This is a genomic window from Bremerella sp. P1 (assembly GCF_028748185.1).
In the GTDB taxonomy this organism is placed as follows: domain Bacteria; phylum Planctomycetota; class Planctomycetia; order Pirellulales; family Pirellulaceae; genus Bremerella.
This window is the reverse complement of record NZ_CP118164.1, coordinates 4074666-4097584: the sequence shown is the minus strand read 5'-3', so window position 1 is coordinate 4097584 and position 22919 is coordinate 4074666. Positions and strand designations below refer to the sequence as shown.

Sequence of the window (22919 nt, the reverse complement as noted above, 5' to 3'; positions counted from 1 at the left end):
TTCCATTTACTCCGGATTGAGCAGCGAGGACCGGGAAGGTTCCATAGCGATTGATTGGAAATGCTTGCTGATTTCTACCTTTATGGAAGCCGGTGTTTTCCTCTTACGCGACGTCTGCCCAGTTGCCCACGGTCGGCCTGAATGTAACACGTCCCACTTCGAGAGTTCGCCTCGCTCCCGATCTCCGTGTTTTCCAAACCCTGTAACAACCAGATTCCATATCGGGCGAAAGTGTTTGATCAGGTATTCTTCGGTTGCGTCTTGTAGCCCTGATTGGATGACCATATACCGGCAGTGGAAATCCTGAATCCTGACATGCTTAGCTTTCCGAAGATTGCTTGCGTGCTTAGCTAGTCGGTCCCAGACCGCAGGCCCTTGCTCTTTAGGGGTGACCGCTTCGTCGCGATCGGGTCTCGCCTTGCCCACATAAATTGGGCATGTCGTGCCCTTGATTGGTTGATACGCCGCGAACTTGCCAGTGTAGTAGATAGCGTAGACCCCCGAACCATAGAACCGATGCACATCGGCTATCGGTTGTGGCTCCGATTCTCCTAGGGCGCGACCAATCAACATCCCGGTAATCGCTGGATTCTTCAAGTCATAGACCATAGCCGGGGGCAATGTCGGGTCAATCCTATCGGACAATTGCCGAAGCTTAGCTGCAAAGTCATCAAGTTGACGCTGGAGGTTGTTCTTGCGGCGATCGGTAAGGCGCCTCACGTCGCTAAGAATTCCGTCCGAATCCGCGAGTGTGACCTTCAACTGATTTAGAACAATTTGTAATTCTGTCAGGCTCATATCGGTCGTTTCGACCGATATGACGTAGTTGATTAGTGGGAGTTCGATTTTATGGATTTGGCGGCCTCTCGCCTCCGTCTATAGCTCTCCTGTGCTGCGTTGTGGGCCTTTTTGATAGAATCCTTCCATGGTTGCCCTAGTACCTCCCCGATCTCGACCGGTCCGAACTCGCGGCGCAATGCTACAGTTACGGGATCATGCCCCGGCCGAACTCCCGAAAAACGCTGCCTCATTCGATTTGCCAATCACGCTGGGCATCCTGCTGGGCAGCGGCCAACTCGAAAGCGATCGATTGAGCGAGTACGCGATCGTCGGTGAACTGGCCCTCGACGGCAATACGCGTCCGATCCGCGGGATTCTTTCCAAGGCGATGGAAACGGAAAAGCAAAAGCTGCGTGGCATCATCGTGCCGGCAGAGAATGCCCGGGAAGCGGCCGTGGTCGAAGGAATCGAGGTCATCCCGGTCGCCAGCCTGAGCGAAGCGGTCGGCTTCCTTTCCGGTCAGCTCGATATCGAACCGGTCCCACCCCAGATCCAAGCCCTCTTGGAAGAGCACTCGACCTACGAAGTCGATTTTGCCGATGTTCGCGGACAGGAACTCGCCAAACGCGCAGCCACCATCGCTTCGGCCGGAATGCATAATCTGCTTCTTGTCGGTCCGCCAGGTTCCGGCAAGACAATGCTCGCCAAGCGGGTACGGACGATCCTGCCGGAACTCACCCCAGGAGAATCGGTCGAGACAACCCGCATCTACAGCGCGACCGGCCGCCTGGCGACCAATCAGCCGCTGCTGGCGACTCGCCCGTTTCGTTCGCCGCACCATACGATCTCGGAGGCCGGCCTCGTGGGTGGTGGCAGCAACCCGGCTCCGGGTGAGATTAGTCTTTCGCACAATGGAATTCTTTTTCTCGATGAACTACCCGAGTTCAACCGCCGCACGCTGGAACTGATGCGGCAGCCGTTGGAAGATCGGCAGGTCACCATCAGTCGAGCCTTGCGCAGCGTAACCTTCCCCGCAGACTTCATGCTGGTCGCGGCGATGAACCCGTGCCCGTGCGGCTTCCGCAACGACCCCCGCCGCGATTGCCGATGTTCGGTTCCGCAGGTCGAGAAATATGTCGGCAAGATCTCCGGCCCTTTGCTCGACCGAATCGACATTCAGATCGAAGTCCCTGCGGTTCCGTACCAGGAACTAGCTAGCGAGACGGAAGGAACCAGTAGCGCGGAACTGAAGGAGATGGTCATCGCGGCCCGCAAGATCCAAACCCGCCGCTTCGTCGGCAGCCGTACCCGCTATAACGCCCAAATGAGCAGCCGCGAAGTCCGCAAGTTCTGCCACGTCGAAGAAGATGCCGCCGCCCTGATGAAACAAAGCATCAGCAACTTCGGCCTGAGCGCCCGGGCCTACGATAAGATCTTACGCCTGGCGAGAACGATCGCCGATCTTGAATCGGCTACGACGATTTCAGCCGACCATGTTTGCGAGGCGATTAACTATCGGATGTTAGATAGGAGTCTGGTAGGGTAGCATTCGAGGAAATCAACATGACTTACTTCCCAGACCTAACCGAACACACCTACACAAAATTCCCGCGGAGATCAGGCGTGCTAAACGTCGGTTGGCTGGGTAAGTCACATCCCTTCCTTACTGGGGAGACTCCGGTTCCATTCCTGGATGCTTTGAAGAAGCTTTGCGAATCTCCGATCCTATTGCATCGCGGCTTTCACCTATGCCAGTTTTGCGAGCCTGGTGATCAGTTCCCGGGTAATGGGCAGATTCGCGTCGAAGATCAGAACGGGCAAGTCTACTCGGCACCGACGATGGTTTATCACTACGTCAGCGTGCACAACTATCGGCCGCCGGAAGAGTTTATTCAGGCCGTACTCAATCCTAAGCGGATCGTGAGTGAGTCGTCGTTGTGACGTCGGCTTAGGCTATTTATCGAGAAGCCGCAGCTCGATCTTGCGGATCTCTGCCGCGCTCTGCCAGGCGGCCAGGCCCATCGGGTGCGATAGATCGACTTCGTTGCGGGTGGTGATCTTCTTGCCTTCGATGTTGGCATCGATCACCTTCTTGTCGTCGATCCAGGCTTCGATCTTTTTGTCGGTCACGCGGACCTTGAACTGATACCACTGGTCGTCTTTAAAGGCGATGTACGTAGTGGTTTCGTTTTCCGAGGCGTCTTCGCCGTCAATGTTGCTCAGGCCGACGACCGCTCCGCCCCAGCCGCCGGGGATGAAGCTGCAGTGGCTGTCTTTCACGGGGAACGTGGCAGCGGCGAAGAAGTCGATGCCCATCGTACGCCGGGCTTCCCAGCTCAGCTCGTAGTTCGTCTTGGGGAAGTCATCCTTCTTGTACGTGATGCCGGTCAGCATGACGCCTTGCCCTAGCTTGATCACGCCATCGTTGACTTCGACGCTACCTTCGCCGCCAAACTGAGGCACCTCGAAATGGTCGAGGCTCTTTCCGTCGAACAGAGATTTGCCCTTAGGCTTCTCTTTGGCTTCCTCAGCCGAGATACAGACCGAAGCGAACATAACAAGAGCAAGACTGAAGATCGTGGTAGCGGTACGCATGGCGGCAATCTTAGTAGGCGAGTACGGAGGGTGCTGGGCAGGCGTTATCTGGCCTACTCGGCGGACTCTACCAGCGTACCAAGCCGCCCCGACCGATTCCATTAGCCGTGCCAGCTACGGAACCAATCGACGTATTCCTGGATACCGTCTTCGATTAGTACTTTCGGGCCATAGCCAAGCAGTTTTTCCGCCTTTTCGAGGTTGGCGTACGTGATCGGTAGGTCTTCTGGCCGCTCTGGCTGGTAATCGATGATCGCCTTCTTGCCGAACGACTTTTCCAGAAGTTCGATCAGTCGTCGCATTTCGATCGGGTCGCTGTGCCCGAGGTTGATCTCTTGCCCGACAACCCCTTCGGCCGTGAGTGCCGAAATGAAGCCTTGGCAGATATCACTGACATGGGTGAAGTCGCGGCGGATGCTGCCATCGCCGAACAAGGGAATCGGGGTCCCTTCGTGGACTGCCTTGGCAAAGATGGTCAGGGCCAGGTCGGGGCGTAGCCGCGGTCCATAGACGCTAAACGGGCGAAGGCATGCCGTGGGAACCCCATGCAGTTGGTGGTAGGTCAAACACAACAGCTCGGCGGCTCGCTTGGTAGCACCGTAGGGACTCGACGGGATGCTGAGTGGGGCATCTTCTCGGAAGGGAACGCCAGCTCCTTTGCCGTAGACGGTTGAAGACGAGGCCAACAGGAACCGCTTCACCGGATGATGCCGGGCCGCTTCCAATAGGCTTAAGGTCCCGGCCACGTTGGCTTGCTGATACATCTCCGGCTTCTGCACGCTGATCCGCACGCCGGCCATGGCGCCCAAGTGGACGACCTGGTCGATATCGTGCTCGTCGAATAGCCGCTTCATGGCATCGGAATCGCAGAAGTCCCCTTCGATGAGCGTTACCCGGGGCTCGTCGGCGACTGGCTTCACATTTTCCCGCTTTAGCGCTGGATCGTAGTAGTCGTTGAAGTTATCGATCGTGACGAGCTTCTCGTCCGATTGCTTCAAGAGGATCTGCGTGAGGTGACTACCAATGAAACCGGCTCCGCCGGTGATCAGAATGGCCATGCGTTGATTGGGGGTTGTACTCGTGATCAGGAAAATTGCCTAGAACCTATAATCGCTACAAACGATACCTAATTCGGTGCGATTCTCGCAAGGCACAACGTGGTTGTGAGCCCCTGGAACGTCGATTAGTCTGAAGACTGCTAGTTTTTATCTGCCAGGGAAGCATTCCATGTCGCTGCGAAAAGTGCCTCTGATCGCCACCATCGTCCTGATTGGACTGTGGGTGCTTGCTTTCACGGCGACGCACTGGCCCATGCAGCCAGGGCAGGAACCTTTGTTTCCGCACTTCGACAAGGTCGTGCATGCGGCAATCTACGCAGTTCTGGCCATTACGGCGATGATCGCCGCGACGGCATGGAACTATCGCTGGACACTACTGCTGGCAGCGACCGTCGCCGTGGCCTTGGTGGGTGTAGGCATCTTCGACGAATTGACCCAAATGTTCGTCGTCGGCCGTACGGCGGACCCTCTGGACCTAGTAGCCGACACGTTTGGGGCGGTCTTGGGTATTTCCTTATACAGCATTGCTCGCGGCGTCCGGCAAACGCAGGAACTTTCTGCTAGCGAGTCCCCCTGAAACCCCAAGTCTGCCCCGGATGGACCCTCCTGATCTTCACCAAATTGCGGACGCGTTTGCCGCTGGTATCCCCAACCTGATGGACCAGGTCGATCAATTGGTGCGAGCGATCCCGCCTGGAAGTGTGGCGACCTACGGCGATCTGGCGAAATCACTCGGCGACTCGGTTGCCAGCCGCTGGGTAGCCACTTATCTGCTTGATCCAAATTGCAACGTGGCAGATCTCTCGCACCGCGTCGTGCGATCGACCGGGGAGATCGGACTGCACTACAGCGGCAGCAGCGAAACGAAAGCTCGGCTTCTTAGCGCGGAAGAGGTCTTCGTTGCCAACGGTTCAATCCTGTTGGAAACGTATCGCACGCAGCTGCCGCCGATTGTCCCCTCACTTGCCAAGTTGAAAGCCTGGCAGCGTGACTTTGCATGCCCCGAAGAGCCAGCGTTTCGTCTCTCCGATGTCGAAGTCATCGGTGGGATTGATGTTTCCTATGGAAAGGAGCAAGCTGTTTCGGCCTGTCACCTTACCAAGTCGAACGGGCAGAGTTCGCTCGGCACGAAAACCTACATCGGCGAAGCGAAATTCCCTTACATCACCGGGTATCTCGCGTTTCGTGAAATCAGGTTGCACTTGAATCTACTGGCCCAAATGCAGGCGACCGGCACGCTTCCTGACGTTCTGCTGGTCGATGGCAACGGTCGACTTCATCCGCGCCGGATGGGGATCGCGACCATGCTGGGCGGCCTCACAGGTATTCCAACAATTGGCGTGGCCAAGAAGCTGATCTGCGGAGTCATCCGAGCCCCCGAGCTGCGCGTGGGCAAGTGGGAACCAATCATCGCATCGAAAGATGAACTGGATGAGATCCTTGGTTACGCGACCATGCCGCATACCAAGACCAAGCATCCGATCTATGTTTCACGCGGCTTTGGCGTCGATGACAAGTCGATGCAGACGATCCTTGAACGATGCATGGCCGAGCATCGTTCGCCGGAGCCCATCTATTGGGCCGACCGCGAAAGCCGAAAGCTTGCTAGCACGCTGTAAGCGATTCATCTGGACCTCAGGCCAATGGTTTAGGTAAGGTTCCGGGCAATCGGAACTTTCCACCTTGTATGACTCTTTCGCCGAGTTGATCGAACCCGTGAAAACTGCATCACTTTCGACCGCTGTCCTGACCGTCTGGGCTTCTTTCGTGTGCGTGAGTGCCGCGGCGGACTTTCAAGTGACTACGCAGATCTTCCGTGGTAATGCCCGGATTCCGGCGGTCACGTATCAGACCGTCTTTCACGGAACGAAGGTCTACGATGTCGTCACGACGCCGCCGCGTCAGGCAACGATCATCGATTACGACTCGGGCCAAATCACGCTGTTGGATCCGCAGCGGCAGGTCAAGCTGACGCTGACTACCCAAAACGTGCTGCAGCACTCGGCCTATTTCAAGTCGCATGCGAATTTCCCAGAGGGCCCGCTGTGGACGTTCCTCCGAGATCCTAAGTTCGAAGCCAACTACAACCAGCAAAACCAGGTCCTGAAACTTGCCGGCGATCCCCTGACCTACGAGGCCGACCTGACGCCAATTCGTGATCAGCCAACCGTCGATGCCTACTCGCGTTTCTGCGATTGGTCTTCGCAGTTGAATTTCATCTGTGCCGGCAGCGACTTGCCTCAGGCTCGCATCGAGCTGAACAACCAGATCCGCGCCAAAGGGGCCGTGCCGGCTGAAGTCCGCAAGACGATCCGTCATGCCGACCCCACCAAGAGCATCTCCCTTCGCAGCACCCATGAATATCGCTGGGAGCTGCAGGAAGAGGACGCACAGCTGATTCAGTCGATTGAGGCTGATCTGGCCAATGCCAAGGCCGTTTCCTTCGATGAATACGTAAAACCAGCGTTCGTCACCGCTCAAAAGTAGGTGGTTGCTGGATTGCGGAATATCTCTCAGGTAAGATGAGAACAGTTCTCTAAAGTTTGACTGTTCCCCCATCCCACCTGATTTCGAAGGATATGCCGCGCATGATCCGCCTGTTTAGCATTCTGCTGCTGGTTAGCTTTTCGTCTGCCTGTTTGGCTGAAACGTATGAAATCGTCCAAGAGGACGACGGTCTGACCGTTCATTACGACGGCAAGCTGCTGACTCGCTATCTGATCAAAAGCGGCGCGAAGCCGATTCTTTACCCGCTTCTGGGCCCTGACGGTCTGCCGATGACGCGTCGCTACCCGATCGAATCGGTCGGCGAGAGCGAACGGGACGATCACCCGCATCATCGCAGCGTCTGGTTTACCCACGGCAACGTCAACGGCACCGACTTCTGGCTGGAGAAGGAAGGCGTCGGCGGTCAGATCATCCACGAGAAGTTCGAAAAGGTCACCGACGGCGAGACAGCCCAGATCGTGTCACTTAATCGCTGGGAAACGCCGCAAGGCAAAGTGCTGTGCCGCGATCGTCGCACCATCACGTTCGGCCATGACGAAGGACGTCAGTACTTCGACTTTGACGTCACGGTTACCGCTGGCGATGAGCCGGTCACCTTCGGCGATACGAAAGAAGGCGCGTTCGGTATTCGCGTACCTGGGACGATGAAAGTCGACGCCAAGAAGGGCGGTACGATCGTCAACGACAGCGGCCAGAAGGACAAAGATGCGTGGGGCAAGAAGTCGGCCTGGGTTGATTACTACGGCCCTGTGAAGGACAAGACGGTCGGTATCACCATCATGAATCACCCGTCGAGCTATGGCTATCCAACGCACTGGCATGTCCGCACGTACGGTCTGTTTGCGGCCAACCCATTCGGCATCCATGACTTTGTTGGCAAGAACGTGAAGTCAGGCGACCACACGATCGAGCCTGGCAAGACGATGAACCTTCGCTACCGCGTGCTGCTGCATGAAGGGACGACCGAAGACGCTGATATCGATGCTGCTTTTGCTCGCTACGAAAAGGTCAAGAAGTAAGGCGCGAAAGCACGTAAATCTCTCGAATTCTGCGGAATTAGATCAAAGCCCAGGCAATTCTGTTGCCTGGGCTTTTTGTTCGCGCACAACAAACAAATTTCCCATACTTCCTAGTCTATCTATGTCAAACTTTGACGCGCACACTGCCGATACCTAACTTTGCAAACACATAACCCAAGTTACCCAACCAGCCTACTCTCGATGGCGATTGAGAACTGGCCGGATAGATACGGAGCATCCCCAACCTATGGCCGCTGAATCCCCGTGTTTCACGCAGCTGGAACACCTTCGGCAGTACATTTACCAGATTCTATGTGACAAAGAACAACTTGAGCCGGGCGTATTCCCCATGACCGAGCGTGTCATCGTGCGAGCCCAAGATCCTTGCGGGATCTACTTTTGCTTGCACGGCCCACGTAGCGTCAAATGCACGGCAATCTGGGAGACTGATACCAACACAATTTTGTTCTATGGAGCCAGTGGCGAGCGGTTCCTGCGAACTCAACTGTCGAGTGCTTCCGCCTTACAGGTGGCTGCCTAAATATCAGAAGCCTCGGTCAATGGATTGGCCGAACGTCACATGATTGCTGGATCCAAATTTCATCTTACCAACGCATAAACATGGAGGTTTATTCATATGCTAGTGCTTTCCCGCAAGGAAGGTGAGAAGCTTCGACTCGGCGAAGAGATCTTGATCACCGTAGTGAAAGTCGGTGCTGACAAGGTTCGCCTGGGGATTCAAGCGCCTTCGAACATGCTGATTCTGCGCGACGAACTGGAACTCCACGATCAGATTGAGGCCGAGGAAGAAGAACGCATCACGCTGGTATTCACGCAGGAAGTTAACCAGCCGGTTGCGAAACCGATGCGGATCGCGGCCTAGAGCGAATTCCATGTAAGCGTTAGCGGCTTGGACGCAGGCGAGGCAAGCCAAGTCGCTAAGCAGCTTAGTGGAAACGCTCATATCATGCCGGCGACGGGCATGATTGCAGAACACGTAGGGTGGCTACAGCCTAACAAGAGCGAATGCCATCTTCCCAGTTTGGTGCGTCAGGCGGACGAATAGATGGCCGTCCGCCATAACGCTGGTAGCCATCCTACGAGACGTGCGAGCTCTGAGAATTAACCACAGCGCATAAAAAAATGAGGGGTATATACCACCCCTCATTCATCTTGTATCATCCGATACGTTCTCGCCAGTTTTACTCGCGAGGACGGATGGCACCCGTCAGACCGGAGTAATCGCAACGGTCTTCGTCGTGCCACAGCGGCAGACCTTGCTCGACGCGTCGGCGAAGCACTTCAATCTTAGCTTCAGAGCCAGCAGGAGCATCGGTCGGGATAAACTCATCACCAGCATCCGGGACGAAGTCTTCATCGTGGCCGAACTTCAGGATGGCATCGAAAACGTTCTTGATCTTCTGCATCTTCGTTAATACCTACTTTCAAAACAGGGGCGCACTTGGCGTGATTCGGGTACGGCTTACACAGCCGGATGGTTCATATCAATCAAGGCCGAACCAGGCAGAAATATCTGCCGGCTGACCCTTGCGGGTATTAAGAGCAATATCCGTTCGCTCGTGAGACAGCATGCTGCCAGTGCTGCTTCATAAATAAAAGGCTATGAGGCAGTGAACTATCGGGCTCCAGACCCAAACAGTTCTCGGCTTGTGATGCTGACGACCTCCACTTCGACCATTAAAAATCAACAAATTCTTTGTGGGTCGTAGTGTCTTGAGATTTGGTCGTTGATCTTCCCTAAGGATCCTCCCCAGGTCTGATCAAGCACACGATTATTTATTGATCGCTTGTCGTGTCAATAGAATTTTCTGCGCGTTGCCGCAAGGCAGGTTTTCCTATTAGGGTTAAACGATTCAATACGTTCCGATCTAAAGGATATGTTTGAATTGCAAAAAGGCAAAAACCTTCTAAAACTAGCAGGCAAAATAGCCTTAGCTTCTCTTTAATGGAGACTTAACCTGCATTGGTGGTTCGCCGCACGGGTTGCCGAAACTGAGCCGATCCGTGAAGCTGTTACGATTGCCCGGCAAGGGGCCTTGCCAAAAGTTTTTTCCTTGCTCTGAAAATTTCCTCGCCCGACGGTCCACTTGGGGGGCCAAAATGACCTGGATCCAAAAAGAAATCACCCTCCGAGCCCGCTCTCGTGGGTTCCACCTGGTAACGCGTGAAGTCCTCGATCAGCTGCCCGAATTGCGAGAAATCTCGGTCGGTTTGCTGAATATCTTCATTCAACACACGTCTGCTAGCCTGGGCATCAACGAGAATGCCGACCCCGACGTCCGAGTCGATCTGGAGATGGCCTTCTCGAAGATCGTCCACGAGGATTTCCCCTACGTCCATACGCTTGAGGGACCAGACGACATGCCGGCACATATCAAGGCGGCCATGATCGGCAGCAGCCTCAGCATTCCCATCACCAACGGGCACCTCAACCTGGGCACCTGGCAAGGGATTTATCTCTGCGAACACCGCAACCGAGCCAGCGGTCGCCGGCTTGTGCTGACTATCCAAGGCGAGCGAAGTTAGTTCCTGACGACCTGCTGCTTGCCGTCGTAGCAGATCCCTTTTTGCCGACTGAAGGGGCGAAAACTGCACAAAAAAAGGAGGTTCGCCGTACGAACCTCCTTCTCAAATGAGCTCTTGCAAACGCCTGTTACGGCTGCGGCTGACCCGGCGCCGCCATTGGCGGTGGAGGCAGGTTGATCGCCCCACTTTCCGCGGCCATGGCCGAAAGGGCGTCGGTGTAGGTAATCAACAGCCCATGGACATGTTGAAAGTCAGGTCGCTGCGTCAGCTGGGCGTAGTTGGCATTGCCGGCAACTTGATCGTAACGGGCGATGCAAGCCTGAAGGACCTGAGGATTGGGGTGTGGTCCTTGTTCGTAGATCTGCTTGGGGAGACCTAGATAGGCCTTCCACTGGTCGTCGAGCATGCTTCCCAGGCGATTCGATGCCGCTGCTAACTCCATCCGAAGTTGATCGACACTGATGCTGTTTGCCGGCGGCATGGCCGGATTCAGTTCGACCGCTGGCGTAGGTGTTTCATAGGCCCCAATCTGCTGCGGCTCGACCACAGCGTTGTCGGAATACTTAGTCAATGTAGTCAGCAGTTCAGCAGCCGAAGCGGGCAACACGGGCGTATTGGTTGCCGGTTGACCGGTAGGCGTGAGCCCTGTGCTGGCATAGTAGTTTCGATTGGCGGCTGGATCGATCTGCAGCGAGCTTCCATCGACCGAAGCTCCTACGAATAGTCCACGACTGCGGCTGTACGAGTAGATCTCGCTTTTGAGCGTCAAGTCGGTTCCTGCCGAAGCATTTCTTCCCACAGGGCCTGCAGAGGCGGCTGCGTCGACACCAATGGTGAATTGACCGGTAAGCAACCCTTGCACGCTGTTGCGAGTCATGAAGACCAGCACCACGTCGGTTGCCTGAATCCCAGCCTGCCAGCCTACGCTTCCGCCGGTCATGGTGACAAACTGTGGCGGCTGCCAGGCACGGTTTTCATCGCGGATCAATACGACGCCACGTCCATGACGCACGCCGACGACGAAACCTCCTTTGATCATGTTGGGAATGATGACGACCCCTTCAGCTTTGGCGAGCATCGATTGGGGAATCCCACTGGCAGGGATCGCCATGATCTCGTTCAAGACGCCGGTCGACTGACGTACGATCAGGTCTTCGCGTCCTTGCTGAGCAAGGGCACTATGCACCATGAGCAACGAAAGGGTGAGTGCCGCGAGAGCGACGGATGTATGCCTGGTCATTTTGAATTCTCCTCCGTGAACGTGGCCGGCCGCTAGCGATGCTGGCATTGAGGCGACAGCCTGGGTGAGCCCAATGTATCGCAGTGGCAACGAAGGACAAACCTCGATTTGCCACGAATGAGTGGGCCTGGTTCCTTTTTAGTACTACGAATGGATGCGCATTCCGTTCGCAGTTCGCTACTTGGTAGTGTGCTGTTTCGCGAGGTATTTCTTCAGTTTCCCTTCCACACCAGGAATCACTTTCGCGGCGTTCTCGTGGTAGATCTTCTTCAAAACATCATCCGGCAAACCAATCCCGTAGATGTACCACAGCCCTTGTGGTGGCGGAACTTTCTCGGAATAGGGGAAGTACTCGTCGAAGGTCTCGAAATAACGCCAGTAGTAATGCAACCGTTCTTCCGGCCAGGGACCATCTGTTCCGAAAAGAATCCGGTCCTGGTATTTCAGAATGAAATCGCGGGAAGTGTACGGCTGGCGTCCCAACTCGGAAATACGTGACGCAGGCTCGACGTATAGATTCGGGTACCTGTCAAGCCACTCCGAAACAACGGCCAAGTCTTCCGAGTTATTCGCCATGTGCGCGCCGATGAAGATTGTCTCGGGATGACGCTCAATCACTCGATTGCGCGCCGTCAGAAGTTCTTCTCGCGAGGGAAACTCGTCGCCATAGAAGCTCCAGTCAGGATGGCGGGACAACTCTTCCCAGCGCTCATTCGTTTTGTCGATCGGCTCAAAGAAGGCCACCGGATCGGCCGTATGAATGATCACCGGTAGGCCGAGTTCGCCACAGGCCTTCCAGATAGGGTCCCAGCGAGGATCATCGATCTTCAGGAGTGAGCCGTCGGCGTCTTTGTACCCCAGCCCAAACTGCTTGAAGAGCTTGAGCCCGCTCGCCCCTTTCTTTTTGACCTCGGCCAGTTCCAAGGCCATCCGTCGCCCAAACTCTGGCCGCTGACACGCCCAGGTCTCAGGCTTCTCGGGGTCACCTTCCCCTTGCCAGTCAATATTCGCATAGATCAGGAACCGGTCGGGATACTTGGTCCACAGGTATTTGGCATGGCTGTCAAAGTCGTCCCCCAGCTTCCCGTCGAGACTCACGCATAACGCGATATTGTTGCGATCCATCACGTCGACGAAATCGTCTAGCTGTTCAGGAGAGTGTTTCAGGCGATAGCGAAAGTGGGTGTGGTCGTCGACAACGGGGAACTTGGCCCCGGTCAGATTGGTTTGGCGGACCCGGAGCGTGGCCTCAGGTCGGAACTCGCCAATGGCGAGTTGTCGTCCATCCTCACCGTCCAACGGTGGATCGTCTTCACCAGTTTGGGCGAAGGCGAGACTGGGACCACTGGCCAAGGCAACCAGCAGCCACACAAGCGATCGCAGGCGACGAGGGGGACAGAACATCAAACTTTCCTTTCGTTGTCAACTTTTTTTGCCTGCGGCAGATAACCCTATCAAGGCATTTTTTAGTGTCTGGCGGCAAGGGCGGTTAGGTAGTGATTGGTACTCAAGCAAATTGGCCGTAAAATGTGGCGATCGACCCAATCTTCGAACTCTTGCGATCTTATGAGCCTGGACGAAACGCAAAAACAAACTCCGGGGCAGCTAAGTGCGGCGAAACATTTGAGTCGCCCGAAGGGACGCCCCCCTTGCGATATACCTGGCTACGACATGGATTCGTTGCTGGGGCGAGGAGCCTATGGCGAAGTCTGGGTCGCCACGGACCAAAATACGGGACGCCGGGTCGCGATCAAAATCTACCACCATCGTGGGGCTTTGGACGAAAGCTTGATTGCGTCGGAAGTCGAAAAACTCGTCTTCCTTTCCGCCGATCGATACGTCGTTCAGCTGCTGGAAGTGGGTTGGAACGCGGAACCTCCCTATTATGTCATGGAATACCTTCCCAATGGCTCGCTGGAAGATCTCCTGCGCCGTGGGGGAGCCATGGACATTGAGGACGCGATTCAAAAATTCAAGGACGTCGTCATTGGCCTGTTGCATGCTCACGGGAAAGGTATTTTCCATTGTGATCTGAAGCCGGCTAATATCCTACTGGATCAGGATGGAAAGGCTCGCATCGCCGATTTCGGCCAATCGCGGCTTTCCAATGACCAGCGGCCAGCATTGGGGACTTTGTTCTTCATGGCCCCAGAGCAAGCCGACATCGAGGCTTCGCCAGACGTCCGCTGGGATGTCTACGCCCTGGGGGCACTTCTCTATACGATGCTGGTGGGCGAGCCTCCGTTTCGCTCTTCTTCCAGTGTCGGAGAAATTGATTCGACATCCGGGCTACGTGATCGCTTGGAGAAATATCGCAAGGTGATCGCGATTTCGCCGCCGCCGGATGCCCATAAAAAGATACGAGGGATCGACCGAGAGCTGATCCATATCATCGATCGAGCGGTCGCGGTCAATCCACGCGAACGCTTTCGCAACGTTCAGGAGATTTTCGATGCCCTGAATGAACGCGAACGCAATCGTTACCGTCGCCCGTTGATCATGCTGGGGATCTTGGGACCGGCGATCTTGCTGACTATTGGCATGTTCTTCGGTTGGCAGAATTACAAAGCAGTAATGCGTACCAGCGAAAACGCGATGATTGCCAAAACGTATGAAAGCAATCGATTCGCCGCCGAGTTGGCTGCCACCAACGTTTCCAATGCGATCGAAGAACGATTCAAGCAGGTGGAAGATCTGGCCGCCGACCCAGAATTCCAAGACCTATACCTGAATACCATCAACGACCCTGAACTGAGTAAGCTGCTCGACGAGCTTCATGAGGAACGGGCGACCGGTACGAACCAGACGCCTGAGCGTATCGACTTCCAGAATCATCCCAATCGTCAGGCGCTTCAAGATCGCATTCGCGCCCAGTTTGAGTTGCCTTCGCAGAGAAATACGGCCAGCTGGTTTGTCGTCGATGCCCAAGGCTTTCACGTCGCTTCGTCTTTTGACGCCGAACCATCGGTGTCGCCGATCGGGGGTTATTTCGGCTATCGAACTTATTTCCATGGCGGCAGTGCCGATCTCTCGCCGACCGACCCTACGCCTGAACCAATCCATGAGACGCACCTTTCTGCCGTGTTTCTGAGTACGGCCTCGGGCACATGGAAGGTTGCCATGTCGACTCCCCTGCACAGCGATGGCAAGCTCGTGGGAATTGTGGCCATGTCGATTGATGTCGGTAAGTTCACCAGCCTGGAACCTGCCGAACACCAGTTTGCCGTGCTGGTCGACGGACGTGATGCACCCACGCAAGGCGTCATCCTTCAGCATCCTCTGTACGACAAGCTGATTCAGAATAGCGAAATTGTTCCGATCCGCTTCTCGGAAGAGGAGCAGTACCGCGTCAAGCTTGGCAAGTTCGAGACCGGACTCCCAGTCGTGGGGCAAGACCCGATCGGACGCGACGAATTGGGCAAGGAATACGACAAGAACTGGATCTTTGCCGCCAAGCGAGTGTCGTTGCCTCATCGAGATCACCAGATTACAGACACCCCTGGTTCCACAGGCTTGGTCGTGGTGGTGCAGGAAGACCACCGATTCGCGGTCAAACCGATCTATGAATTGGGCGATCAACTTTCCCGTCAGGCAATACTTGCTGCCAGCCTGATTATTCTCGTCGTTCTGACACTATGGTATTTTGTGGTGAGGGCTCTTCGTCGTGTAAAAGTGGGAGCCATGGCAACCGGCGATACGAGCAGTCTCATTCCGCCACACGAGCTGACGACCATTATCGCGCCGGCCAAGACGGGTACCAAATCATAAGTCAGGGGCCAGAATGGCTGAATTGTTCGCCCGAGACACGCTATCCTCTCAGCGGTGGCGTCGACGATTGGTTCCGAACCAGCCATTTATTCTGGGGCGTGCGACACCGAAATTCCCTGTCGAATGGGACAAGCAGATCTCCTCCAAGCATGCTCAGCTCAATTGGAATGGCGTGCAGCTTGAAATCCGCAAATTCGAAGGAGCGGCCAACCCCATCTTCTTCGACTCGCGCCCGCGAATCTCGTTTATGCTCGATCCAGGTCAACACTTCGTCATCGGGCATACGGAGTTCCTCTTGGAAGACTCCGAGCCGACGATGCCGCTGCCGCATCGCAGCCCCCGAACAGAAGTCACGATTCGCCCCGAAGAGATCCGCCGAACCTCCTTCCGAAAGACGCCAGGGCGGATCGAACTGCTGACTGAGTTGGTCTCAAAGATGACGGCGTCGACCGACCACGAGCAACTCATCACGATTACACTTCAGCAGCTTTTGCATGGGATACCCCATGCGACTGATGTTCAGCTGCTGGAGCAATCCCAAGACGGTGAGTCCCATACGTTCTCACCGATTGCCTGGGATAGCCGCGATGGCGTATCGACGCCGGGCGGCTCTAGCCAGAGCCTGATCGAGAACGCCACCAGTTCTCAGATGTGCGTCTTGCATGTCTGGCCCAACGAACCCGATCCTGCCGACGCCGACTTCACACAAATTGCCGGGCACGATTGGGCGATGTGCATACCGCTGGAGATCAAGCTACATCAAGTGGCTGCGTTGTACATTTCGGGCAAGCGAGCACGCCTCGAGGGGAATCTAACCGAAGTCGAGATCCTGCAGGATGATATCAAGTTCGCGGAACTGGTCGGTTCAACTTTCGCCAATATTTCTAGGAACATGGCATTAGAACGCCGCCAGTCGCAGCTGAACCAGTTCTTTACACCAGGCTTGCTCGACCACGTAACGACCGATATCGAAAGTTATCTGGCCCCTCGCGAAGCCGGTTTGATGGTTTTGTTTTGTGACCTGAGGGGATTCTCAGCGGCGACCGAAGACAACATCGACCGCCTGATCCCGCACTTGCATCAAACGAGTGAAACACTTTCCATCATCACCTCGGCGATCCTTGCCCAGCAGGGAGTTATCGGTGACTTTCATGGCGATGCGGTCATGGGATTTTGGGGATGGCCTGTTCCGGCATCCGAAAACCCCCTGGGGTGCATTCAGGCGGCGTGGGAAATTGTTCAAGCCCTGGCAGGAACCGAGTTTCTATGCGGCGATACGCCTGCCAAAGCCGGCATTGGTATCGCCGCGGGACAGGCCGTCGCCGGCATGATCGGCAGCCGCGACCAGGTAAAAGTGACCGCGTTTGGCCCTCCGGTGAACCTGGCGTCAAGAATTGAGGGAATGACCAAACCGCTCGGCATTCCGCTACTACTAGATGAAGAGGCCGCCACGCAGTTGCAGAGTCACCCTTCGATGCCTCCCAATACGTTCTTGCGCCTGGGAAGTTTTCGCTTGTCGGGGCTGCGGCACGCGACGCAGATATTCACGATCAATTCCGGCGAACTCGCCTGGCTGCCGGAATTCTCGCAAGCGTTGATCCAATTCGAGGAAGGCCATTGGCCTCAAGCCATCTCGATCCTCGAATCGCTTCCGGCCCAGTTTGGTCCCAGAAACCTACTGCTGAAATTCATGCAGGGCCACCAAAACCGCTGCCCCGATCCGTGGAACGGCACGATCGAACGGCACACCAAGTAGCTATCGCGTTGCCGGAGAAGTGGCAGTTTGAGTATTCGCGCCGACCTCGCGCCAGAATCGCTTGAACTCTGCGGCGATGAAGAAGGAGCCCGTGACGACAAGAACGTCTTCCTTCTCCATGGCTGCCAAGGCTTCATGGAATGCGACCTTGGCTTCCTCCGCTGTGTGAATCGGCAACGTGCGATCGTACTCAATCGAGTCGAGCACCTTCAAAAGCTGCTGCGGGCTCGTTGCCCGGCTACTGAAGCCATACTTGGTGAACCAAGCCTGCTGAAAGACACCCAGCAGTTGCGAGAGGACGGCGGCGTGATCCTTATCGCCACTGGATGCGAACACCAGGTGACACCGACGATCGGGAAAGTGCTTTTGCAGTACGTCGACCAATGCCGCAGCAGAAGCATCGTTGTGGGCGGCATCAACGATCACGATTGGCCGCTCGGACAAACACTCGATTCGGGCTGGTAGCTGAGTGGTCTTTAAGCCGGACTGAAGAGCTTCCGACGAGATATCATGCCCCAACTCGCGTAGCTTCTCGACTGCCGCAACGGCAAGACCTGCGTTGGCGACCTGGTGGTCCCCTTTAACACGGATCACTAATTGCTGCTTGGAATTCGCTTGCCACTGAAATTCAAATGCCTGCTCAAAGAGACCCGCGGATTCTGCTTCCTTCCAAGAGTTCGGCAGAGGAACGCTCGTGAACTGGTCGCCAAGCTGATCAAGTGCCGAATGATTCTGCGAGGCAACCGTGGCGATTACCTCTTGAGCCTCACGAGCCATCACACCGCTGATGACCGGAACATCAGGCTTGATGATCCCAGTTTTCTCTCCGGCGATTTCCGCCAACGTGTCTCCCAGAAGTGCGGTGTGATCGCGGCTGATGCTAGTGATGATGCATAAATGGGGTTGGCACACATTGGTCGAATCGAGCCTGCCACCGAGCCCCACTTCGATCACGGCAAAGTCCACGCCTCGCTTAGCGAACAGGAGAAAGCCCATGGCCGTGGTGATCTCGAAGAAGGTCAAACGATCTTCGGCACTTGCGTTCTCATCCATGCGGGCAACCACCGGACGCATCGCGTCGACCAACTCGACAATATCTTCGGCGGTACAGTTGCCGCCATCCAGCCAATAGCGTTCTTCCAGTCGCTCTAAGTGGGGCGAGGTGAAACGCCCGACGTGATAGCCTGCTTGCCAAAGAATGTTGGAAAGAAACGCCGAGGTGGAACCCTTTCCCTTAGTACCGGCGACATGAATGACTTTCAGCCGGCTTTGTGGATCGCCCAACTGATGCATGAAGTCGTGCATCCGATCGAGCTTGAAGTTCCGCGAACGGTAAGGAATGTCGGTGGTTCGCTCGTAATTGATCCGCTGGAACAACCAGTCCAGGGCTTCCTGATACTGAGGCGAATCGGAATCAGATTGACTGGCGTCCAACGAGGTGACTTTCTCGGTAACGTAAGCGGACAGTGGAAGCAGAGACGACCACTATCTTAACGAAAAAGCGCTACGCCCTCACCGGCATCGACTGTTCCCATCCTGAAAACGGAAAACTGAATGCGGAAATCAAGAACAAAAAAAGGCCGGTTCACTGCGGGGTGAACCGGCCTGAGTCAGGAGACGGACGTTGTTGCTTCAAACGGGGGTTCGTTTCGTTGGACAGACGAAACGAAAAGTTGGAGGTTGCACGATGACGTTCGGGGGAACATTTCGTACGAGCTTGTCTTCCACTAATGCATTGAGCGTGCCAATTCGACAAACTATTTCACTGCGAATGTCACAACTCACTCAATGGCATAGAGTTACAGAATCTCTTGGCAAACTTCTGCTAGCAAGAGTAGCGATCCAATTTGTAACGTTTGCAATATGTACAAACGGACTTTTGAAGTTCCTACTTCCACCAGGCATCGGGAGAAGGTTACAGCTTGTTACGCAGTGAGACCTCACCCCCAAAGCGTGTAGCAATCGTACGGTAGACGTTCAGATCAACCGTTTCGGTAACCTTGCTGACGCTTCCATCGACAAAGGCCACATTGACCACGCCGGGGTGAAAACTGCGGGCTGTTACTGCCGCCATGCAGGGGTTCTGGTCGACGTCCCCTGCCCCTTCGGTGTTATTCACGAAGTCAGCCGGCTGCAAACGTCCATCGATATTGAAGATCGTGTTGGGCGTAAAGAAAGCGGTGTAGCCCGTTTGTTGAACGTTACCACTGACCCATTGGGTATGCCCGGCTGGGGGCGTGCTGCTTGTCACATTGCCGTTGATCTCGCCGGCAACAGTTGACAGCGAAGGAATGCCCGTGCTGTTGTCATATACCGAAGCGGAATGGAACTTCGTAAACGAGTTCACTTCCGAGAGTGCCATGGTATTGCTGGTACCGTCGGCAAATTCCGCGATGCGGGTAAAGCGATTGGCCCCAAAAGCCCCATCACCAGATTGAGAACCGTCGTACACCAGGAACGTGCCAATCGACAGGGCATAGTTCGACGGGAAATGATCCGGTACACCATCGCCCGTGACATCCACGGCCCGCAGATTCACTTCCGATGGGCACTTGAACATATCGAGTTCAATCGCCGGCAGTGGTACGCCCACATTCAAAATATTCGCATTCGCCCCGTTGGACTGATAGGCCGTGTAAGAGGTGCCCCAATCGATGGCGGCTTCCAGCGGACCTTGTTCAATGAACGGCAAAAGTCGGGCGAGACCAGACCATTGGCCGCCACCGTCCCAGGAAGGTGGGAAAGAATCATATGTGTCGTGGTAGGTATGAGACGCCAACGAAAGCTGTTTGAGATTATTCGTGCACTGCATCCGTCGAGCCGATTCGCGGGCCTGTTGCACCGCTGGCATGAGCAATCCAACCAAAACGCCAATAATGGCAATCACCACCAACAATTCGACAAGCGTGAAACCGTGACGATGTTTCATTCGAGACGACCCTTGGAAAAGCTCAGGCAGGGAGTAGGGAGGAAAATAGATACTTCCCCCGCGCTAGGTATCTGAATGATACCCACCTAAACATCATAAACCGAGGGATTTTGTCATGTTTTTCGACGTTATTTTACCTGAAGAGGTAGACGCCGGCATTAAAAAAACGCCACCTCGAGATGTTCCCGAGATGGCGTTTTTGATTCTTAGGCTCAGAATCGGTCTCAATACAACTGACTTATAAATCGTTGCGATTCAGCACTTCGCCACCATTGCGCGTCGCCGCAGCACGGTAGACGCTTAGGTTCACGGTATCGGTGACCCGAGATACCGAGCCGTCCATGAACGCCACGTTCACGACGCCAGGGTGGAAACTACGAGCCGTCACGGCTGCCAGAGTAGGCGAACCACTAGTCGCTCGATGCTCTCGGTTGTTGGTGAAGTCTGCCGGGGTCGGGCGACCTGCACCGATGTTGAAGTCGGTGTTGGGTGGGAAAAACGCGGTGAAACCCGTTTGATGTGCCTTGCCATCGACCCACTCGGTATGCCCCGAATTACGAGTCGAAGTGGTAACGTTCGATTCAATGTAGCCAGCCACGTCTGGGAACGAATTGATCTCGGAACTGCCGTACGGTTCGTTGTCCCGGTCGTAGTGCGTATAGGCTTTCACCTCAGAAAAAGCCATGGTGTTGCTGGTTCCGTCGGTCATGTCGGCCATTCGCAAATACTTGCCAGGCACAAAAGCCCCTTCACCCCCACTGGAACCATTATAGACGTACCAAACGCCCATATTGATCGCGTAGTTCAAAGGGTAGTTCTCGGGCCGACCCGAACCATCGACCCGCTGTTTGTCATTTACTTCTGAAGGGCAAAGCAACGCATCAATTCGCAATGCCGGCAGCGGAATACCGTTGATCAGCGTTTCGTGTGTTCCACCATAGTGGTACTCGTGGTAGTCAACGCTGTAGTCAATCTCGGTTTCGATGGCCTTTTGCTCCAGAAAGGGAAGCAAGCGAGCCTGAGCCGACCACTGGTTTTCTCCAGCACCCTGAAAACTAGTAGGAAACTTGGTGAACGTATCGTGATAGTTGTGCGTGGCGAGGATCCACTGCTTCAACTGGTTGGTGCACTGCATCCGCCGCGCGGCTTCGCGGGCTTGCTGGACAGCAGGCAAAAGGAGGGCAATCAGAATGCCAATGATGGCAATCACCACCAACAACTCAACAAGGGTAAAACCTTTTCTCTTCATCCGGCGGGCGCCTTCTCTATATGGGATCATGGAGAGCCTGAAAACTCGATAGGCCAACAAAGCAGGCCTTCATGATACAAAGTCTCAGTCCATTTAACAGACCCAACGGGGGATACCTTCCTAATTAATCTTCAACTATTCCCCTTACCCCCTACTGGTGAAGAGCATGACCTAAACGTCGAACAGTCCCCTATAAGCGGTAGAAATGGGACATTAAGTAAGGAAGATCCTATGAAGTCCGCATCCCAGGCAAGCTTGGTTCCTTGTCACTTTGGTGCAGCGGATTTATAGTCGGACTTTTCCCTCTTTTGTTCTCCCTTAGGTAGAAGGAAAGAGAAAAGCAGGCACCGCTAGCCGAACCAAGCTGGCTGAACTGCGTAAACAGGGGATATCGGGTCAATCCGCCCACTTTTTTAGGGCACGACGGCTCGCCATCATTCACTGCTAATCTTTTCTTCCTCACTATTAAGCACCACCGTGGCTTGAAACAGGTTCCATGGCATCGGTAGAAACTCAACCGCAAGCGTCAAATTCCTCGTCCGACAACGAAGTCATTATCGAAACGCGTAATCTGACCAAGATTTACCGCGACTTCTGGGGGCGTCAAAAAGTCCGAGCTCTGAAAGCACTCGACCTGGAAGTGCGTCGTGGCGAAATCTTCGGCCTGCTAGGCCCGAATGGTTCCGGCAAGTCGACGACCATGAAGCTTTTGCTGGGTCTACTCTTTCCGACCAGCGGTCAGGCCCTGGTCTTCGGACAAGATCCGACCAGCATCGCCACCAAGGAACGCATCGGTTATCTCCCGGAAGAGTCCTACCTCTATCGGTTCCTTGATGCCCGCGAAACACTCAACTTCTACGGCCAGCTGTTCAACATGCCAGCCGATGTCCGCCAGAAGCGGGTCAACGACCTGATCGAGATGGTGGGTCTGAAGTGGGCCGAACGTCGCCAGCTGAAGGAATACTCTAAGGGTATGACTCGCCGCATCGGTCTGGCCCAGGCTTTGATCAACGATCCCGAACTGATCTTCCTGGACGAACCGACTACCGGCTTAGACCCAATCGGTATTCGCGAGATGAAGGACCTCATCCTGAAATTGAAGGAAGAGGGTAAGACGGTCCTGGTGACAAGCCACCAACTGGCCGACCTCCAGGACGTTGCCGACCGAATCGCTATCTTACACCAGGGTGAACTCAAAGAACTCGGTCGCGTGGATGCACTGCTGAAGGTGAGTGACGAAACCCAGATTCGAGCCAAGGGCGTTAGCGAGGAAGCCAAGGCCGAGATTCGAGCGATCCTCGAACGGGAACATGCCGAGAACATCTCGGTCGAGAACCCAACCACCACGCTGGAAGAACTCTTCCTGAATATCGTCCGTGAGAGTGAAGCCCGACCTGGTCGCCGCGCCGGTTCGGACCGTTCTTAGTCCCGTCGCCTACGCACCTAGGCCCAACCTTCCACGCGAATCAT

At 55.2% G+C, this 22919-nt stretch carries 21 protein-coding genes; 12 read left to right on the top strand and 9 right to left on the bottom strand.

Features of this window, described 5'->3' with window-relative positions; all coding sequences use genetic code 11:
- Positions 1 to 6: 6 nt before the first annotated feature.
- Complete coding sequence (locus tag PSR63_RS17190) at positions 7 to 798, bottom strand: Eco29kI family restriction endonuclease (protein WP_274326907.1); 792 nt, start codon at positions 796 to 798, stop codon at positions 7 to 9.
- A gap of 178 nt (positions 799 to 976) precedes the next feature.
- Between PSR63_RS17190 and PSR63_RS17185 the strand changes: the two genes are divergently transcribed.
- Both PSR63_RS17185 and PSR63_RS17180 read left to right on the top strand, forming a co-directional pair.
- A complete protein-coding gene (locus tag PSR63_RS17185) occupies positions 977 to 2326 on the top strand; it encodes a YifB family Mg chelatase-like AAA ATPase (protein WP_274326906.1) in 1350 nt (449 codons plus the stop codon).
- Positions 2327 to 2343: 17 nt separating this feature from the next.
- On the top strand, positions 2344 to 2721 hold the full coding sequence (locus PSR63_RS17180; RefSeq protein WP_274326905.1) for a DUF7919 family protein: 378 nt from the start codon (positions 2344 to 2346) through the stop codon (positions 2719 to 2721).
- Between the two features lie 12 nt (positions 2722 to 2733).
- On the opposite strand, the gene PSR63_RS17175 is transcribed toward PSR63_RS17180, so the two are convergent.
- On the bottom strand, positions 2734 to 3375 hold the full coding sequence (locus PSR63_RS17175) for a 3-keto-disaccharide hydrolase (RefSeq protein WP_274326904.1): 642 nt from the start codon (positions 3373 to 3375) through the stop codon (positions 2734 to 2736).
- Between the two features lie 101 nt (positions 3376 to 3476).
- The gene (locus tag PSR63_RS17170; protein ID WP_274326903.1) at positions 3477 to 4433 is read right to left on the bottom strand and encodes a GDP-mannose 4,6-dehydratase; all 957 of its coding nucleotides are present in this window, start codon (positions 4431 to 4433) and stop codon (positions 3477 to 3479) included.
- 169 nt (positions 4434 to 4602) lie between these two features.
- Here PSR63_RS17170 and PSR63_RS17165 point away from each other — a divergent pair, with 169 nt between their 5' ends.
- From PSR63_RS17165 to PSR63_RS17140, 6 genes are all read left to right on the top strand, one after another.
- Positions 4603 to 5010 carry a VanZ family protein gene (locus PSR63_RS17165; RefSeq protein ID WP_274326902.1) on the top strand — a complete coding sequence of 136 codons (408 nt, stop codon included), beginning with the start codon at positions 4603 to 4605 and terminating at the stop codon, positions 5008 to 5010.
- Positions 5011 to 5029: 19 nt separating this feature from the next.
- A complete protein-coding gene (locus tag PSR63_RS17160) occupies positions 5030 to 6052 on the top strand; it encodes an endonuclease V (protein ID WP_274326901.1) in 1023 nt (340 codons plus the stop codon).
- A 64-nt stretch (positions 6053 to 6116) separates the two neighbouring features.
- Positions 6117 to 6920: a hypothetical protein gene (locus PSR63_RS17155; protein WP_274326900.1), complete on the top strand. Its 804-nt coding sequence runs from the start codon at positions 6117 to 6119 to the stop codon at positions 6918 to 6920.
- Positions 6921 to 7021: 101 nt separating this feature from the next.
- Positions 7022 to 7960 carry a PmoA family protein gene (locus tag PSR63_RS17150; RefSeq protein WP_274326899.1) on the top strand — a complete coding sequence of 313 codons (939 nt, stop codon included), beginning with the start codon at positions 7022 to 7024 and terminating at the stop codon, positions 7958 to 7960.
- A gap of 247 nt (positions 7961 to 8207) precedes the next feature.
- Positions 8208 to 8501 (top strand): hypothetical protein, encoded by a 294-nt coding sequence (locus PSR63_RS17145; protein ID WP_105349541.1) that lies wholly within the window; start codon positions 8208 to 8210, stop codon positions 8499 to 8501.
- A gap of 96 nt (positions 8502 to 8597) precedes the next feature.
- Positions 8598 to 8843, top strand: a complete 246-nt coding sequence (locus PSR63_RS17140; protein ID WP_274326898.1) for a carbon storage regulator — start codon at positions 8598 to 8600, stop codon at positions 8841 to 8843.
- Positions 8844 to 9162: 319 nt separating this feature from the next.
- On the opposite strand, the gene PSR63_RS17135 is transcribed toward PSR63_RS17140, so the two are convergent.
- A complete protein-coding gene (locus PSR63_RS17135) occupies positions 9163 to 9387 on the bottom strand; it encodes a hypothetical protein (protein WP_105349539.1) in 225 nt (74 codons plus the stop codon).
- 694 nt (positions 9388 to 10081) lie between these two features.
- Between PSR63_RS17135 and PSR63_RS17130 the strand changes: the two genes are divergently transcribed.
- Positions 10082 to 10507 (top strand): secondary thiamine-phosphate synthase enzyme YjbQ, encoded by a 426-nt coding sequence (locus PSR63_RS17130; protein WP_274326897.1) that lies wholly within the window; start codon positions 10082 to 10084, stop codon positions 10505 to 10507.
- Positions 10508 to 10634: 127 nt separating this feature from the next.
- Here the strand turns inward: PSR63_RS17130 and PSR63_RS17125 are convergent, their stop codons facing one another.
- Entirely contained in the window at positions 10635 to 11747 is a 1113-nt protein-coding gene (locus tag PSR63_RS17125; RefSeq protein WP_274326896.1) for a lipid-binding SYLF domain-containing protein, read from the bottom strand.
- A gap of 177 nt (positions 11748 to 11924) precedes the next feature.
- A complete protein-coding gene (locus tag PSR63_RS17120) occupies positions 11925 to 13151 on the bottom strand; it encodes an amidohydrolase family protein (protein WP_274326895.1) in 1227 nt (408 codons plus the stop codon).
- A gap of 267 nt (positions 13152 to 13418) precedes the next feature.
- Here PSR63_RS17120 and PSR63_RS17115 point away from each other — a divergent pair, with 267 nt between their 5' ends.
- Together PSR63_RS17115 and PSR63_RS17110 are read left to right on the top strand one after the other, a co-directional pair.
- Positions 13419 to 15515 (top strand): protein kinase domain-containing protein, encoded by a 2097-nt coding sequence (locus tag PSR63_RS17115; protein ID WP_274326894.1) that lies wholly within the window; start codon positions 13419 to 13421, stop codon positions 15513 to 15515.
- Between the two features lie 13 nt (positions 15516 to 15528).
- Positions 15529 to 17271 (top strand): adenylate/guanylate cyclase domain-containing protein, encoded by a 1743-nt coding sequence (locus PSR63_RS17110; RefSeq protein WP_274326893.1) that lies wholly within the window; start codon positions 15529 to 15531, stop codon positions 17269 to 17271.
- Here PSR63_RS17110 and PSR63_RS17105 read toward each other — a convergent pair whose 3' ends face one another.
- The 3 genes from PSR63_RS17105 to PSR63_RS17095 all read right to left on the bottom strand — a co-directional run bounded on the left by PSR63_RS17105 (position 17272) and on the right by PSR63_RS17095 (position 21449).
- Complete coding sequence (locus PSR63_RS17105; RefSeq protein WP_274326892.1) at positions 17272 to 18705, bottom strand: bifunctional folylpolyglutamate synthase/dihydrofolate synthase; 1434 nt, start codon at positions 18703 to 18705, stop codon at positions 17272 to 17274.
- A gap of 481 nt (positions 18706 to 19186) precedes the next feature.
- Entirely contained in the window at positions 19187 to 20200 is a 1014-nt protein-coding gene (locus PSR63_RS17100) for a DUF1559 domain-containing protein (protein ID WP_274326891.1), read from the bottom strand.
- A gap of 238 nt (positions 20201 to 20438) precedes the next feature.
- Positions 20439 to 21449 carry a DUF1559 domain-containing protein gene (locus PSR63_RS17095; protein WP_274326890.1) on the bottom strand — a complete coding sequence of 337 codons (1011 nt, stop codon included), beginning with the start codon at positions 21447 to 21449 and terminating at the stop codon, positions 20439 to 20441.
- Between the two features lie 496 nt (positions 21450 to 21945).
- Here PSR63_RS17095 and PSR63_RS17090 point away from each other — a divergent pair, with 496 nt between their 5' ends.
- Complete coding sequence (locus tag PSR63_RS17090) at positions 21946 to 22875, top strand: ABC transporter ATP-binding protein (RefSeq protein WP_274326889.1); 930 nt, start codon at positions 21946 to 21948, stop codon at positions 22873 to 22875.
- The last annotated feature ends 44 nt before the right edge of the window (positions 22876 to 22919 follow it).